This is a genomic window from Geomicrobium sediminis, assembly GCF_016908595.1.
Lineage (GTDB): Bacteria > Bacillota > Bacilli > Bacillales > Marinococcaceae > Geomicrobium_A > Geomicrobium_A sediminis.
In genome coordinates this window covers 211,705-228,632 of sequence record NZ_JAFBEC010000004.1, presented here as the reverse complement: position 1 = coordinate 228,632, position 16,928 = coordinate 211,705, and the positions used below count along the sequence as shown (strand labels likewise).

Here is a 16,928-nt window from a genome sequence, read left to right as displayed (position 1 = left end):
GTTTCATCTTCGCACAACAAAAAAAGCACCCCAAGAAGGGGTGCTTTTTAATAGAAGCTTATTTCTTCGCTGCTTCTTTTAGCTTGCTACGTAGTACCATCGGTAGGATTCCACCGTGGCGGTAGTAGTCGATTTCAATTTCAGAGTCAAAGCGGACAATCGCTTCGAATGTTGTTGTTTTACCAGCTTCATCCGTTGCTGTTACAGAAATTGTATCACGTGGTGTTACGTCATCTGTAATGTTGATGCTGAACGTCTCTTTACCTGTTAGGCCGAGAGAGTCTGCACCTTCGCCTTTTTTGAATTGAAGTGGTAGTACACCCATAAGGGCAAGGTTACTACGGTGGATACGCTCAAAGCTTTGCGCGATAACCATCTTGATGCCAAGAAGGTTTGTACCTTTCGCTGCCCAGTCACGTGAACTTCCCATTCCGTAGTCTTCACCAGCCATAACGACAAGGCCCGTGTCGTCTGCTTTGTACTTCATCGCAGCGTCATAGATCGCCATGACGTCACCTGTTGGCCAGTACGTCGTATAGCCACCCTCAGTGCCTGGTGCCAATTGGTTCTTGATGCGGATGTTCGCAAATGTACCACGCATCATGACTTCATGGTTACCACGGCGTGAACCGTAAGAGTTGAATTCAGAAGGCTTAAGACCTTTTTCCATCAAATACTCACCGGCAGGGCTGTTCTTCGCAATTGAACCTGCTGGAGAAATGTGGTCTGTCGTAACAGAATCGCCGAACTTACCGATCGCACGAAGGTCTGTAAGTGGCTTAATGTCTTGTGGATCTTCAGACATGTTCTCAAAGAACGGTGGGTTTTGAATGTACGTAGACTCACTATCCCAGTTGTAAAGGTTCGCATTGTCTTTTGATTGTAATGCGTTCCAACGTTCGTTGTTGTCGAACACGTTCTCGTACTCATCTTTGAACAATTTCGGAGAAACATTCTCACGGATGAACTGCTCGATTTCAGCTGATGATGGCCAAAGGTCGCTGAAATAAACGTCGTTTCCGTCGCTGTCTTTTCCGAAAGAATCTTTACGAAGGTCAAAGTTCACATTACCTGCAAGTGCGTAAGCAACAACGAGTGGCGGTGAAGCCAAGTAGTTGGCACGTACAAGTGGGTGAATACGTCCTTCAAAGTTACGGTTACCAGAAAGCACTGAAGAAACGAGAAGATCGTTATCTGCAATCGCTTGCTCAATTTCATCTGGAAGTGGACCACTGTTACCGATACATGTCGTACAACCGTACCCAACGAGGTTGAATCCAAGTTTGTCAAGGAAAGGCATTAGACCTGAATCCTCTAGGTAACGCGTAACAACTTTTGAACCTGGTGCAAGTGATGTTTTCACGTACTCAGGCACGTCAAGACCTTTTTCTACTGCTTTTTTCGCAACAAGTCCAGCACCGATCATTACTGATGGGTTAGACGTGTTCGTACAGCTCGTAATCGCTGCGATTGTTACGGCACCCGTTGCAAGGTCAGACTTCTTACCGTTAGGGTGAGCAACTTCTACAGAGCGATCAAGCTCAGAGCTCTCAAGACCGAAACCGTGGTTGCCTGCTGGTGCAGTAACCGCTTTTTCGAATGCAGACTTCATGTTGTCAAGTTCAATCATGTCTTGTGGACGTTTTGGACCTGCTAATGAAGGCTCGATTGTGCTCATGTCAAGTTTTACAACTTGCGTGTATGTCGGCTCCTCAGCGTCTGGAGTGAAGTACATGCCGTTTGCTTTCGTGTAAGCTTCAACAACAGCGATTTGTTCTTCAGAACGACCTGTTAGGCGCATGTAGTTCAATGCTTCTTCGTCAACTGGGAAGAAACCACATGTTGCACCGTATTCTGGTGCCATGTTTGAGATTGTCGCACGATCAGCAAGTGACATGCCTGATAGTCCTGGTCCGAAGAACTCAACGAACTTACCAACAACGTTCTTCGAACGAAGAAGTTGTGTCACTTTAAGTGCTAAGTCAGTTGCAGTTGCGCCATCTGGAAGGCTTCCTTCAAGACGTACACCGACAACTTCTGGTGCTGGGAAGTATGAAGGTTGTTGAAGCATTCCTGCTTCCGCTTCAATACCACCAACGCCCCAACCAAGAACGCCAATACCGTTGATCATCGTCGTATGAGAGTCAGTACCGACGAGTGTATCAGGGAACGTAACACGCTCACCTTCAGCATTTTCGTTCACGTGAACGACGTTCGCTAAGTACTCTAAGTTCACTTGGTGAACGATTCCTGTTGCTGGTGGAACAGCACTGTAGTTTTCGAATGCTTTTGTTGCCCAGCTTAGTAATTTGTAACGCTCTTCGTTACGTTCGAACTCAAGGTTCATGTTCTTCATAAGTGAATCACTTGTACCGAACTTGTCAACTTGTACAGAGTGGTCAACGACGAGGTCCGCTGGAATCGCTGGATCGATTGATTCAGGATCGCCACCGAAGTCTGCAATCGCTTTACGTAGTGACGCTAAGTCTACAACTGCTGGAACACCTGTAAAGTCTTGCAAAATAACACGTGAAGGTTTGAACGGCACATCTTCGCTGCCACCGTCTTTTTTGCCCCACTTCGCAAGGCTTTCTACGTGCTCAGGCTTAATCACCTTTCCGTCTTGCTGTCTTAATAAAGATTCCAATAATACTTTAATAGAATATGGAAGTTTCGATACGTCTGCGACGTTGTTTAGTGATTTTAAATCATAATAAACATATGATTTACCATTAACGTCGAATGTTTGTTTGGCTTGATAGAGATCGTTTGTTTTACTCATCAAATCCCTCCCTTTACTCCTATCATATAATACGTTCGCTAATTTGTCGAAACTAAAAGTGCAAAAATCGTCATCCCTTGTTCAACTTTTTTCTTATATGCTATGATAAGAATTGATTATACGACTGAGGTGAACGACGTGTTAGAAAATCTATTTATGTGGTTTATCGTTTTTTGGGGCGTCTTTATGATCGTTTTTATGTTCATCGGTGGGTTCTTTATGTTTCGAAAGTTTTTGAAGCGTCTTCCGAAAGAAGACGGCAACTCGGTTCTCGATTGGCAAGACTATTATCTTGAGAAAACGAGACACCTTTGGACGAAGCAACAGAGCGATTTGCTCGAAGAATTAATCTCCCCGGTTCCCGATCTTTTTAAAGACGTGGCACGTGAGAAGATTGCAGGGAAAATTGGCGAACTTGCGCTAGAACAGAAAGCAAATAGCATATCAGAAGACTTGCTCATACGCGGATACATTTTAGCAACACCAAAACGTGATCATAAGTTTCTACGGCGGAAACTCGATGAGAAGAACATGAGCTATGAGCAATACGAACATCTTCTTTCCTAAAAAAAACTCACAGAGAACTGTGAGTTTTTTTGTTATGTGCGTTCGCCTTTCATCGACAAATTCCAAAGTGTGCCGTCACGAGTTGCTTTTCGGTGAATCTTCTTAAACGAATAGAGCATTGCGATTCGCCACGGTAAAATCATCCCAAAAGCAAGTAAGAAAAACATTCCTGCTAGTTGCGGCAAAACGACTTGCTCGCCGAGGATCAACTTCACGATTACTCTAGCAATTAATAAACCGACAAGTAAGTAGATAAACATCTTCGAACGTTCCATATAAATTTCGCCTTCACGAATGTGAAAATTCGACGTTCGAATTAAAAAATACGAACAAATCACACCCGTAATTAACGGCCCGAAGATTTGTAACGTTTCAAGTCGCGCCGGTTCATAGACGAACATCAAAAACCCTGTGCTCATCATGATTGGCGGGATGATTATCTTCTTTACAGAAGCAGGTCTTTTAATTGCTTTCAGACGAATCATAATGACGGCTGAACTCATAAGAACTGCCATAATTGTCGTTAAGAGCAACAGCGTCGATTCTGTCATGACTTTGCTCTCCTTCCACTATGTACCCTTATGCACCTATCATACACTGATTCTCTCTAATCATGCAAAATTCGCAGAGAAATGATAAAACACCTCGAGTGTTGGAGGTGTTTGTTGTTACTTTTTATTGCTAACGTCTTGCTGCTTTTGCATTGCTTTCATCATTTGATTGATTTTCTTTTGCGATGGGTTCTGTCCCATTTGCATCATCATGACGCGTAGCATTTGCTCATTAATTGGTGGATTCTTCTTCATGTAATTCATCATTGTTTTACGTGCGATGAAAAAGCCTAATGCAACCCCACCTAATAGAGCAGCAAGCGCAATTAACACGACCCAAATAGTGCTCAAATCATTTCCTCCTTACCCTTATCCATAAGCAGTATCTAATAAAAACAGATGTTTGTCCTAAACAAACACCATCATTATACCGTAAGTTACTACTTATGAAAAGTCCAGAACCACTCAGATTAAGAGGGATTTGAATTTAACCGGCTTTAACCAGCCGTACTTTTCTCGCTGAACGTCACACGCAAAAAAGTACGGATCAAGCGATTGCAACGTATCAAACCAAGGCCATTCATCATCAAGCCCTTCTTCGCTCCAAAGCTGAATGCGCTGCTCACTAATCGACATTTTCATTTCTTGATTGTGCTCAATGAAAATTACTTTACCACCAGCAATTTTCTTTTTATGAAAAGGTAACTGTTCCGTTATCTCGTCCATCGATAACGGTCGACAAATGTAATCGATTTGTTTTTTGACGATCTCATACAACGGCTTTACCGTCTCATATTCTTTAAAAAGACGAAATAGCTTGTCTTCTGCACGTACAAAAGAGTTCGCATATTCTGTTTTTAATAAGTAAATGTCATAACGATGCATACTGAGACCGCCTCCTTCTTGTTTCCCATATCATACCAAACAAAAGGTAAAAAACGTGTCGTTCTATGCAAGTCTTTCCTTCTAATGTCGTCAGATCGTTCGATTATTTGTAAGAATGACGCCCCTAGTCGAAAACAAAGAGCAGAGACTGTACGTAGCCCCTGCTCTTCGCGGTATTATTTTAGAACGTTTGTGACAGTGCTCACGACATTGTCGACGTTAAATCCGAATTTCTCCATCACGAGATCTCCAGGTGCAGACGCGCCAAACGTATCAATTCCAATAGATGCGCCAGTGCGGCCTGTGTAACGTTCCCAACCAAACGTTGTACCTGCTTCAATGGAAACAACAGGGACGTCTGATGGCAATACTTCTTCTTTATAAGATGCTGATTGCTTCTCAAACCACTCTTGGCTCGGCATGCTTACGACACGCGCTTCAATGCCCTTTTCATGAAGTGCTTTCTTCGAATCAAGTGCAAGCGACACTTCAGAACCTGTCGCAAGTAGTGTAACGTCAGGTGAACCACTATCACTTAAGACGTACGCTCCCTTTTTCACTTGCTCGTAAGCTGCGTCCGCATCAATCATCGTTGGCAAACCTTGACGCGTAAGAATAAGTGCTGTTGGGTGGTCTTTCGCTTCAAGCGCCAACTTCCAAGCAGCAGTCGTTTCATTCGCGTCCGCCGGACGGATAACCGCCAAGTTCGGGATCATGCGAAGTGAGCCCGTTTGTTCAACCGGTTCGTGTGTTGGGCCGTCTTCACCAACTGCAATGCTGTCATGCGTAAACACGTACGTTGCCGGTACATTCATAAGTGCAGACAGACGAATCGCAGGTCTCATGTAATCAGAGAAAACGAGGAACGTCGCTCCGTATGCATGTAAACCACCGTGAAGCATAATTCCGTTTACCGCTGCAGCGGTCGCGAATTCACGAACACCGAACCAGACGTTACGGCCAGAACGGTTTTCCTTCGTAAAGTCTTCATGAGCGTTCATGAGTGTGTTGTTCGAAGAAGCAAGGTCCGCAGAACCACCGAAGAACCCGTTCACTTCTTCAGAAAGTGCTTGAATCACGTCCCCTGATGCTTTACGAGTCGCAAGCTTATCTTCTCCAACGGTGTATTTCGGAAGCTTTTGAAGATCAGCGACGTTCCACTCACGGTCAAACGCACGGTTGAGTTCCGCCGCGAGTTCAGGATGAGCGCTTTCATAAGAAGCGAACACGTCTTGCCACGCTTTATGAGTAGCGGCTCCTTCTTCTTCCTTCTCACTAAATAAACTACGTACTTCGTCTGGCACGTGGAATTCTTCATGATCCCATTTGTAGCTCTCTTTAATGAGTGTTGATTCGTCGGCGCCCATCGGCTTACCGTGCGCTTCGTTCGTACCTGCACGGTTCGGAGAACCAAAACCGATGACCGTCTTAATCTCGATCATACTCGGACGTGGATCTTCTTTCGCTGCTTGAATGGCAGCGTCGATCGCATCTACATCGTTCCCGTCTTCAACGAGAATCGTATGCCAACCGTATGCGTCATAACGCTTTAATACGTCTTCTGAGAATGAACGGTTCAAGTCACCGTCTAATGAAATGTCGTTCGAATCGTACATCACGATCAACTTGCCTAACCCTAAATGTCCAGCAAGTGATGCGGATTCAGAAGCAACACCTTCCATAACGTCACCGTCGCCACAAAGCGCATACGTATAATGATCAAAAAGCGTATGATCTGCATTGTTGTACGTGCTTGCTAGATGCGTCTCAGCCATTGCCATACCAACACTCATCGCAAGACCTTGACCGAGTGGTCCAGTGGTTGCATCGACTCCAGGCGTATGACCGAACTCTGGGTGACCTGGGGTTTTACTTCCCCATTGACGGAAGTTCTTCAATTCTTCCATGGAAAGCTCATAGCCACTTAAATGCAATAAACTATATAGAAGCATCGAACCATGTCCTGCTGACAACACGAAACGGTCACGGTTCCACCAATCCGGTTGCTTCGGATTGTGATTAAGGTGTCTTGTCCATAAAGCAAACGCCATTGGCGCAGCTCCCATCGGCAATCCTGGATGTCCAGAATTCGCACGATTAATGCTATCAATTGATAGCGTACGGATCGTATTGATTGCTTTCTCTTCCACTCTGTTCAAGGTGATTCATCCTCTCAATTCAACCTAAATAGTCTACACCCTTATGATAAACGGTTTCACGAGGCAAAACAACCTTAATGACGAACAGACTAAGGGAATATATGTTCGATTATTAGGTGAATAAAAAACCTGGAAAAGTACGTCCAGGCAAGCGGTGCCATTCCTGCATTAATAAGAACGCTTAGGACTTATGCAATCGACTTCTTTGGGAGTTACATCTTGTCCGTCTTCGTTTACGAGTGTGACCGATTGTAATTGATTGCGGAATGTATTCCGTAAATTGTCGAAATACTCCACTCGTAATGATTGCTGCTCTTCGATTTCTCTACTCGTCAGACCAATCGTTCTTGAGCGCTTTGCAAGTTCATTCATTCGATCAATTCTCTCTTGTGACTTCAACGTGAATCCCTCCCTTATCAAGAGATCGTACTACTTAAGCGTACACGATTGTATGCGCTTGCTCAAGGCAACAGCAGAATTGCTTAACATAGACCTATATCGATAATCCGTACAACTTACACAAATCTATAGATCTTATTCCCTTACAAACCCAATGATAAACCTATAATTACGAATATTCAGATTCAAGCTGAATTAATCATTAAACTTCATATTAAAAACCTATGTTCGCAACCGTTAACATGGCAATTACAGCAACAAAGAATAATACTAAAATTGCCCACTCTTCAATTGATGTTCTTCTTATAAAGCTTTGCATTCTCTTCACAATTCTCATCTCCCCAAAACGTTTGTTCGTATATCGACTATAACTAAGAACGAACGTTCGTGTCAAGAGGAAAAATAGAACGGATGTTTGCAAACACATGTTTTGTATGCTATATTCGACATAGTAAAAATTTAGAAATTGTGAGGTGAACGACGGTGTCAAAATTGTCTCCACGCCAGGAGAAGATTCTTACGTACATTAAATCCAATGTTAAAGCGAAAGGGTATCCCCCATCAGTTCGAGAAATCGGGGAAGCCGTTGGACTTGCCTCAAGCTCGACCGTCCACGGACATCTTGCTCGCTTAGAGAAAAAAGGCTTTATTCGACGCGATCCTACGAAACCGAGAGCAATCGAAGTGTTGCACCTCGATGCACAAAATGAAACGAATGCAACGCAGTCCTCATCTTATACACAAGGCGAAGTACCGGCGCCAACTTCTTACGTACCGATGATCGGGAAAGTAACGGCCGGACAACCGATTACTGCTGTTGAGAATATTGAAGAATACATTCCATTGCCTGAATCTTATGTCGGTCATGACCAAGTGTTCATGCTTACGATTGTTGGGGAAAGTATGATTAATGCCGGCATTCTTGACGGTGACCGTGTCATCGTTCGCCAACAACGCACCGCAGAGAACGGCGACATCGTCGTTGCGATGACCGAAGACCAAGAAGCAACAGTGAAACGCTTCTTTAATGAAGGAAACCACATTCGTCTTCAACCAGAAAACGATTCAATGGAACCGATTTTATTAACCAACTGCCAAATTCTCGGCAAAGTCACTGGCGTCCTTCGTACCATTCATTAAAATCTGTGGTAATCACAGATTTTAATTATTAGTTTACATAATATATTTATGGTTACTATTTATTTTTTAACAATGACGAATTGTAAAATCAAGTGCAACACCTAAAAATAAAGACAGCTCATGACAGCCTTGTGTAAGATGGATTGTAACCACACAAATACACCTACGGAGGCTTTGTCATGAGCTATCAACATCTTACCACATTTGAACGAGCGCGTATTGAAACGCTACAGAAAATAGGATACTCGATTCGGAAAATCTCCGATGAACTAAGAAGAAGTCCTTCCACGATATCAAGGGAGCTTCGTCGCAATACTGTCGTTACTCAAGAATACCGTTCTGAGATCGCACAAGACATCGCTCATAAGCGGCGCCTAGCATGTCGCCCTGATGGGAAGTGGAGTCCTGAGCTCGCTCGGATTATACAAGAAAAGCTAGATCAAACGTGGTCTCCAGAGCAGATTGTAAATCGTCTATTTTTTGAAACGTTATCTTTCAAGACCTTGTACAGATGGCTTTATCAAGGGTTTCTCGAACGTAATGTTCAGGTCCTTCGCCACAAGGGGAAACGTCAGAAACCGAAAGAAACACGCGGGCGCTTTAACATCGGTACTACCATTCAAAAGCGACCGAAAGACATTCGAAAACGCGAAACATTTGGTCATTGGGAACTCGATACGGTCGTCTCGAGCCGTGGAAAAAGTAAAGGTTGTATGGCTACGCTTATTGAGCGCAAGACACGTTGGTATATCGTCTTTAAGATGCCGAATCGTACGGCAGCTTCTATGGAGTCAGCCATTAAAAGCTTGCATAAGTTACTGCCGTCCGGAGCGCTGAAAACAGCGACCGTGGACCGAGGAAAAGAATTTGCGTGCTATTCAAGGATCGAGGCCGATCTCCCACTACGCATCTATTTCGCAGATGCTTATTCGTCTTGGCAACGTGGGAGTAATGAGAATGCCAATGGTCTTCTGCGCGAGTTCTTTCCGAAAGCATATGATTTAAGTCTTGTATCTGAGGGAGAAATGGAGAATGCCCTTCGTTTAATTAATGGACGCCCACGCAAATGTTTAAATTGGAAAACGGCGCACGAGGCTTTTCAACATGAACTGTTGCACTTAGATTGACAAACCGTCCAATAAAAAAAACGCTACAAAAAGCTGTAGCGCTCTTTCTCCTTACTTACAGTAGGTAAGCTGCAAGCGAAGAAGTTTGGACTTCCTTTACTATATCCCTCACAACCATCCACGACAATCGGTTTTACAATCAATTAACAAACAATTCATACACCATTTACGATTTAGTACATTAACAAAGAATTGTTACAATGCCTCAAGATGTACTAGTACGAAGGTTTTCCTGATGTTTTGTGGAACGGTGGCTGCATCGGCCTTTTTTCAATGACTAATACACTGTCGTAATAACTCATTGAATACGCCGACTTCGTAAAGTCATTCACCTGCAACCGCTCGTCTTCAGAATGCCACGCATTCAGTTCATCGATCCGTTTCTTCGAATACTCAATAAATGTGTTCGCCTTCTCATAGCCACCAGCATAATAACTCATGTAACTCGTATGCAAATCTTCAATAAGAAAAACACCATTCTCTGAAAGCAACGGAAACATCTCTTCAAACGTAATGATTTGCTGATCCATCGAGTGCCCACCATCATCGATGATGATGTCAAACGTCGGCAACGTTGGCTTGATCGACTTCCAAAACTCACGATCGCCTTGGTCGCCAATTAGTACTTGCACTCGGTCTTCTTCAAACGACTTACAAGTCGGATTTATATCCAACCCGTAAATGTTCACTTCTTTCCCGAAATAGTCCTTCCACATTTGAAGCGAACCACCGTGAAAGACTCCAATCTCCATTACGTTCACATCTTTATCAACAAAACGCTCAAAATGCCGCTCGTAAATGTCGAAATAATGATCCCATTTGTGAATTAAGCGGTCATTATTGTTTTCAAAGTACTCGCGAAGCTTGTTCATTGCAACACCCCTAGGTCTACTGTGTAGGGTATATATATGGCAATGGGGTTGGAATGTTGCTTAGTTGGTTAAATGTATAGAACTTATCTAACTAAGCTTAAAAAATCTTAGCGTTTTGTTTAAAAGCGTCATTTTTAAAGATTATTTTTTTCTATTAACGAGTAACCTAATCTTCTATAGACATAGAGATAAGAGGACTGGTATAAATAATTTTAATGGAGAAAGCTCTTCCATTCCAATAAACCATTAATTCATAAATTTTTATATAAAGCCCATAGATGGATTTGAAAAGCTGAACACTACTTTACCATTTCTGTATCAGGGGTTTTGTACGGGCTTCATTTCCCCATGAAACCCATGAGTACTGGATTGTTGGTATCCCTCTCCCCTGTGCGATCTCGGTTAATTCCAAGTGTTTGTAATTAGTTTGTTAGCAATTTAGTTTGCAGATTAGTTAGCACAATAATAGAAAAATTTGAATTTCATTAATGGATACAGCAAAACCTAAGCTTACTACTCTTAAATAATCACTATCACTTATTTGCTGTTAGGATAAACATTTGCCATTAGATGAGCATTCTATTAGATTATTTACCAATGTATATTGCAACAGAATGTCTAGCACGAGTCAACGCTACGTAATATTTTGCTAAAGATTGTTCTTTAAAGTTAGTGTCAATTCTCATAGCATGATTTTTCATTTCTGAAGTCGGGAAAATTAAAACATGATCTCTTGTTACACCTTTAGATGTACCAAAGGTCAAATACTCCAAATTATTTGGTAGACCATATTTTTCAGCCTTTTTAAATATTCTTTTATCGTAGTGAAGAATTGTGGGTTCCCTATTTTGAATATGACTAAGTAAATTGCTTTGATTTTCTATAAGAATAATTCCTTCATCCTCTAATTTCTTGCTTTTTCTGACTGCTCTCAACTCAAGATCATCATATAAAGGATTTACAAAATCGCATATCTCTTGATTACATCGGTAACAGTCATTTAACTGTTCTATTTCTTTAATACTCATTTCTTCTTTAAAGAAATTAAATATCTTACTATTTTTATATTTAGAGTGTTTTCTACCACTGTTAGTAGAATATGTTGATTGTCTATGGTCACCAACAATAATAATATTACATTCTAAATTATATAGCTCTTTTACTATTTCTAAATCATAACCATTCAAATCTTGAACTTCATCAATTAGAATAGTACTATACATTTTATTGATTCTATTAAAAACCATCCCATTAATCTTGTTATTAACCTCACAAATGAGTTGAGCAAGTCTCTCAGAATATAATTTATTCTGACGATTAATATAGTACTTTACGTTCTCAGTAGTGACACCTTTCTTCTTAGGTATTTTGCTTTCCATAGTATTGTCTAAACCTTCAATAGCAGGAATTTCAACTAATTTTCTGTATGGTTTGGCTAATTCATTTAATAAAAACTCTATCCAAGTTCGACATTCAATTTCTTTAGGTATAAATCCTTTATCCTTTAAAATATCATCCTTCATTGATCGTAAGTTGTTTCTTGTGTAAGTAAGGTAAAGCACCTTTCCTTCTTGTATATTAATAAGAGCCTCTTTAATTAATAGAGTAGTTTTTCCCGTCCCTGCACCAGCTTGAATTATTCTTTTAACGTACGGCATTTTTTATATACCCCGGAAAATCAAATTCTTCCTCATCATCCATAAGAACTTTCAACGCCCAATCAGTCTTGTTTTTTTGCATATAATTCTCTAACTCTTCCACTGTCAAATCTTCCTTATCCAAAACCTTCTTAAGACTTTCATAGTTCTCCCCTGCATATAGAAATTGCGGCTCTAACGTCTTTAAAGTATTGTTTTGATCAGCACATATATTGATAAATGTTTCCCTATAATCAGCATATTTTTTTTCTATATTCTTAGCAAAATCACCATCATTGTCAGTAACTACTGAAGTATCTATTTTTAAAAGTTTTGCAATATCTAAAAACCGTTTAAATGATAGCCCATTAACACTAAAAACATCAACCCCATCATCTAATGGAACTTTACCATTATACTTAGCTGTGTAACATTTAGTTACGATTAATTCATCGGCTGGACCTTCCACCAATATAACTCTATCGGAAAGTATAAATCTTAGGGTATTATAATTCGGCATTTTCTGAAAATAACGTACTGTCTCATCATCTAGATTGTTCATAGCACTATGGTTTTCACGACTAAGCAGTATTAACTTATTTAAATGAAGCTTATTAAGCACATATGAATTATGAGTAGAAATAAAAACTTGTTGACCTACTGATAACTCTTCCAAGCGAGAAAGTAATTTACGCATATTTGAGAAAGATAAGTGATTCTCTGGTTCTTCCATTAATAATATTGTCTGCTTATCTTTACGATTTTGCACTGCATAAACAGACTTTAGCATATTTTGATTTCCGGTTCCTATATTATCAAACGGAATATTATCGATGTAAGCATTTACAGCAGATTCCCAACTCGTTTTCCGGCTTACATCAAGTGAGAGTGTTAACTCTTTAGGATCATCTTTATTAAATGATCCTTTCTTCTTCTCATTTAAAATTTTGTTCAATTCTATTACTTCATCTCTTTTAGCAAATTGTTCCTTATATTCTCGATATAGGACTGAAAGATTAGCACGTTGCTTGTTATCTAAAGTATTATCAATTATTCCCATAAAATGCTTTTGAGGAAGTTGACCAAAAGACGCATCGTTTGAATCAATTAGGTACGATTTAAAAGGAATTGATCTTGGTGTAATTATTGAGTCCCCAAAACTTCTCCACTCTATAGAATAATATTCTGTTGGTATGTAAGAAATCTCTTTGTTAGCCAAGTACTCTCTATACTCCTCGCTATATCTTTCATCAAATCTAATTGAAAGACTAAATCCTAAAAGATCTTTAATTAATGAATTCTCTGTGCCTCGAAATTTATTTAATTCTTGATCATCAGATTCTGAAAAATATATCTCAATTAAAATTTTAGGTGGTTCAACGGTTTCTATTTCTCCTCCTTGAAAGCGTCTTGCGTCTTCAACAAATTTATTATTAGCTGATATATTAAATAAATAAGGATTTATCTCATAATAAATAGGACGATTACGAAGATTTCCTGTCAAAGCTAAATGTATTATCTCCAAAATTGTTGATTTCCCTGTCCCGTTATTTCCAATTAACAAATTCATATCGTTATTAACACATAAGTCAAGATTTTGAAAGCTCTTATAGTTCCTTACAATGATTCTTTCTATTGTCATTATACACCCTACCTTTATATTTAAGTTGCTAACTCTATTTTCGACAACTTTTCTATTTTTTTCAATATATTAATATTAATTAAAAAAATTTACTTCAGCAAAGTTTATTACTGATTACGTTTTTATTCTTCTTCAAAAACAAAAACCCCGCCTAACGGCGAGGTTTTGACCTAATTATTGAAGTAATTGAAGTACTGATTGAGGAAGTTGGTTTGCTTGAGCAAGCATAGATTGAGAAGCTTGTGAAAGGATGTTGTTCTTTGTGAATTCCATCATCTCACGAGCCATATCTACGTCGCGCACGCGTGATTCAGCTGCTTGAAGGTTCTCAGAAGCGTTATCAAGGTTAGCAATCGTATGCTCAAGACGATTTTGGATAGCACCGAGATAAGAACGTTGCTCGGAAACTTGATTAATTGCGCTATTGATCGTATCAATAGCACCATCTGCTGCTACCTGGTTAGAAACATCAATTCCTTTTGTAGTTGTTAATTCAACAGATGCAGCTGTACTTGTTGTAACATCTCCAGCAGTACTTTCAGTGAAGTCAATTTGTCCTGCATTTTCTGTATCTTCTTCAAGGTCACTTACCTCATACCATGATGAGCCATTTTGAATTGCAATAATCTCATCATCTGAATTTCTAAGAACAGTAGTTCCTGAATCAACTGTAACATTATTTCCGTCAACAGTTACTGTCTCATCACTACTTAACTCTTCTGCTACGTAAGTTTCTCCATTAAGCGTATGAGTTGTTACTTCTGCTGGTGCGTCAATGTTGTCAGCCCCGTCTTTTGCAGCTAAACTTCCATTTTCATCTACTTCAACGTCGTTAACGTTAAACCATTCACTGCCGATTTCTACAGCAACAACGTTATTATTACCATCAACAAATGCATTTTGATTTTCTACACCTAGAACAGTACTATCGTTGTTAACTGAACCAGTTACAACCTCAGCTTCTCCTTCTCGTGACACTCCTAGAGTAGAAGAGTTTAAGTTACCAATTTCAACATTGATACTTTGGCCTGAGTTAGCGCCAATATGAAATTCACCTTTAAAACTACCATTCAATAGGTTTTTATTATTAAATTCCGTATTACCGGCGATTCGATCTAGTTCTGCTGCCAAAGCATCTACTTCTTCTTGAATAGCTTCACGGTCAACGTCATCTTGGTTTGTATCGTTTGCTGATTGTACTGCGAGTTCACGCATTCTTTGAAGGATGCTATGTGATTCGTCTAAAGCACCTTCAGCTGTTTGGATCAAAGAAATACCATCTTGTGCGTTACGGCTTGCTTGATCCAGTCCACTGATTTGTGCGCGCATTTTCTCAGAGATCGCTAGACCTGCTGCGTCATCGCCTGCGCGATTAATGCGTTGTCCTGAAGACAATTTTTCCATTGATGTTTGCATCGATGTTTGGTTCATTCCCATTTGGCGATGCGCGTTCATTGCGCTCATGTTGTTGTTAATAATCATACTTGTCACGTCCTTATAATGTTGTTTAGGTAGCATCCATTCTACCTATTTGAATGACATCCTTGTCATCCTTACATGGTTTATATCGGACGTTTGTGACGGTTGTTAATAGATTTCTAAAACTTTTTCAGGAATTTAGTCCAAAATGGTTTCACTTAGTCAATTTCAACTGTTTTAAAGTTGTGTGGATGCGTATTTCACACTTAACCACCGATTAATGATAAAGAACAGCAATCCTGATAACAGATAGACGATGTTAATTAGCATCCCTTCACCAACCAACGTTCCTGTTAGCAACAACGAAATTAGCGAACCCATCACAATACTTATTCCTGAGAAAATCAATATTCCATATAAGACATTGATTTTGTTATTTAAAAGTGTGTAAACCATTAAACAAACAACGTGTAAGGGTATAACGAATACTAAGAAAATCGGCAGTATTTCTGTCATGATGAAGTAATACTCAACCATCGGAGAATTCAGCGTGAAAAACACGGTAAATAAAACAAACACGATCACACTACTACAAAGAGCACTCGCAATACTAACAATAACATTCACAGTAATTCCTCCTTCTAAAAGTCGGACTACTTATTACAAACCATAGTATTATTATAAACCGTTCGTGCACTGTAGGTGATGAGGTTACGCGCTGTGGTATTCAAACTCTTAAACTTCTATAATCTGAATAGACACATTATTGAAGAATAAAATAACCATAAAGATAAGTTCTCAGGACCGAGAATAAATACAAATTAAAAATTGTCCCTTTGCTAAAAAACTGAATATTTAAATTCCAGAAATCATATAATAAATCTTTATTGCCATCATATTATAATAGTGAAGGAGGGTGCCGTCTAACACCCTAGTGGGATATAGATGCTGCATGACCCTCCGCTATCAATTTCACATAAGCATGTTCACTTTTGTGCTGACATTCACCAAAACTTTTGGTTAAGCTATCCATACAGAGTAATTGCGTTGAGAGTCACAATTTCAGCAAGTTCGTTCCCTTATCTTATGTATACCTCCTTAAAAACTTGTACATAATTTTACTACAGCAGTCCTTTGTTTTGTTCTCGCATGAACCTTGACACGTCCCTTTATGGGGCGTGCTTTTTTGCTCTTTTTTATGTAAAAAACACCCCGCACGGTTAATTGCGGGGTGATCACTCGACCATTGCGAGCAAATAATGGAACCTCAATCATAGCACTAATTATCTATAATATTAATACTTAATAGCTAGCAACTATTTCCATTTTTCTTTTTGAGCTTTCAATGACTTCGTCTTCCTTTTAGCTTTAGGAATCGTACTTAATTCTGCCGATGATGTACACAACAAAGAAAGTACATCAGTTGTATCAATACACGTACCATTTTTCATCAGTAACAGTTTCAAACTGAGTCATTTATATGAATTTTATCTTAGTGGTACGAACCCCACATATCTTCAATATGCTCAATCAACTTAACACGTTTCTCATAAGCTAAATCGTACTGCTTAAAAACATAAACACCATCAGACACACTCACATTCACAGCTTTTCTAATGTCTCTCTCGGAGTATATTAATCGGACACTGCCGTTATTGTCATCGACTTTGTTCAATTCCTGAATTGTTATATATTCCATTTGTAAACAACCCTCCATGTTAAATGTACTAACAATACTTTAACACGTA

The 16,928-nt window shown here is 39.8% G+C and carries 15 protein-coding genes; 3 read left to right on the top strand and 12 right to left on the bottom strand.

The genetic code is table 11. From position 1 onward, the window contains the following. Positions 1-58: 58 nt before the first annotated feature. Positions 59-2,782 (bottom strand): aconitate hydratase AcnA, encoded by a 2,724-nt coding sequence (acnA, locus tag JOD17_RS08675; protein WP_204697039.1) that lies wholly within the window; start codon positions 2,780-2,782, stop codon positions 59-61. 138 nt (positions 2,783-2,920) lie between these two features. Between acnA and JOD17_RS08670 the strand changes: the two genes are divergently transcribed. Further along, positions 2,921-3,349: a DUF2621 family protein gene (locus JOD17_RS08670; protein WP_042418853.1), complete on the top strand. Its 429-nt coding sequence runs from the start codon at positions 2,921-2,923 to the stop codon at positions 3,347-3,349. Positions 3,350-3,381: 32 nt separating this feature from the next. On the opposite strand, the gene JOD17_RS08665 is transcribed toward JOD17_RS08670, so the two are convergent. From JOD17_RS08665 to JOD17_RS08645, 5 genes are all read right to left on the bottom strand, one after another. Beyond that, positions 3,382-3,900, bottom strand: coding sequence for a CcdC family protein (locus JOD17_RS08665; RefSeq protein ID WP_204697037.1), 519 nt, complete (start codon positions 3,898-3,900; stop codon positions 3,382-3,384). A gap of 117 nt (positions 3,901-4,017) precedes the next feature. Further along, complete coding sequence (locus tag JOD17_RS08660; RefSeq protein WP_042361241.1) at positions 4,018-4,251, bottom strand: YneF family protein; 234 nt, start codon at positions 4,249-4,251, stop codon at positions 4,018-4,020. A 114-nt stretch (positions 4,252-4,365) separates the two neighbouring features. Next, positions 4,366-4,785: a sporulation inhibitor of replication protein SirA gene (gene sirA / locus JOD17_RS08655; RefSeq protein ID WP_169962389.1), complete on the bottom strand. Its 420-nt coding sequence runs from the start codon at positions 4,783-4,785 to the stop codon at positions 4,366-4,368. A 176-nt stretch (positions 4,786-4,961) separates the two neighbouring features. Further along, on the bottom strand, positions 4,962-6,944 hold the full coding sequence (gene tkt / locus JOD17_RS08650; protein ID WP_239575348.1) for a transketolase: 1,983 nt from the start codon (positions 6,942-6,944) through the stop codon (positions 4,962-4,964). A 168-nt stretch (positions 6,945-7,112) separates the two neighbouring features. Further along, the gene (locus JOD17_RS08645) at positions 7,113-7,343 is read right to left on the bottom strand and encodes a DUF896 domain-containing protein (protein WP_204697035.1); all 231 of its coding nucleotides are present in this window, start codon (positions 7,341-7,343) and stop codon (positions 7,113-7,115) included. 483 nt (positions 7,344-7,826) lie between these two features. On the opposite strand from JOD17_RS08645, the gene lexA reads away from it, so the two are divergent. Further along, positions 7,827-8,483: a transcriptional repressor LexA gene (lexA, locus tag JOD17_RS08640; RefSeq protein WP_204697033.1), complete on the top strand. Its 657-nt coding sequence runs from the start codon at positions 7,827-7,829 to the stop codon at positions 8,481-8,483. Positions 8,484-8,662: 179 nt separating this feature from the next. After that, positions 8,663-9,610: an IS30 family transposase gene (locus tag JOD17_RS08635; RefSeq protein WP_204697032.1), complete on the top strand. Its 948-nt coding sequence runs from the start codon at positions 8,663-8,665 to the stop codon at positions 9,608-9,610. Between the two features lie 215 nt (positions 9,611-9,825). Here the strand turns inward: JOD17_RS08635 and JOD17_RS08630 are convergent, their stop codons facing one another. From JOD17_RS08630 to JOD17_RS08605, 6 genes are all read right to left on the bottom strand, one after another. Then, entirely contained in the window at positions 9,826-10,482 is a 657-nt protein-coding gene (locus JOD17_RS08630) for a class I SAM-dependent methyltransferase (protein ID WP_204697030.1), read from the bottom strand. A gap of 587 nt (positions 10,483-11,069) precedes the next feature. Next, positions 11,070-12,140 (bottom strand): UvrD-helicase domain-containing protein, encoded by a 1,071-nt coding sequence (locus JOD17_RS08625; protein WP_204697028.1) that lies wholly within the window; start codon positions 12,138-12,140, stop codon positions 11,070-11,072. Next, positions 12,127-13,761 (bottom strand): ATP-dependent nuclease, encoded by a 1,635-nt coding sequence (locus tag JOD17_RS08620; protein WP_204697026.1) that lies wholly within the window; start codon positions 13,759-13,761, stop codon positions 12,127-12,129. The genes JOD17_RS08625 and JOD17_RS08620 overlap by 14 nt, the downstream gene beginning before the upstream one ends. Before the next feature lie 174 nt (positions 13,762-13,935). Beyond that, a complete protein-coding gene (locus tag JOD17_RS08615) occupies positions 13,936-15,243 on the bottom strand; it encodes a flagellin N-terminal helical domain-containing protein (protein WP_204697024.1) in 1,308 nt (435 codons plus the stop codon). A 174-nt stretch (positions 15,244-15,417) separates the two neighbouring features. Further along, positions 15,418-15,807, bottom strand: a complete 390-nt coding sequence (locus JOD17_RS08610; protein ID WP_204697022.1) for a hypothetical protein — start codon at positions 15,805-15,807, stop codon at positions 15,418-15,420. A gap of 865 nt (positions 15,808-16,672) precedes the next feature. Next, the gene (locus JOD17_RS08605) at positions 16,673-16,879 is read right to left on the bottom strand and encodes a hypothetical protein (RefSeq protein WP_042361238.1); all 207 of its coding nucleotides are present in this window, start codon (positions 16,877-16,879) and stop codon (positions 16,673-16,675) included. Between the last annotated feature and the right edge of the window lie 49 nt (positions 16,880-16,928).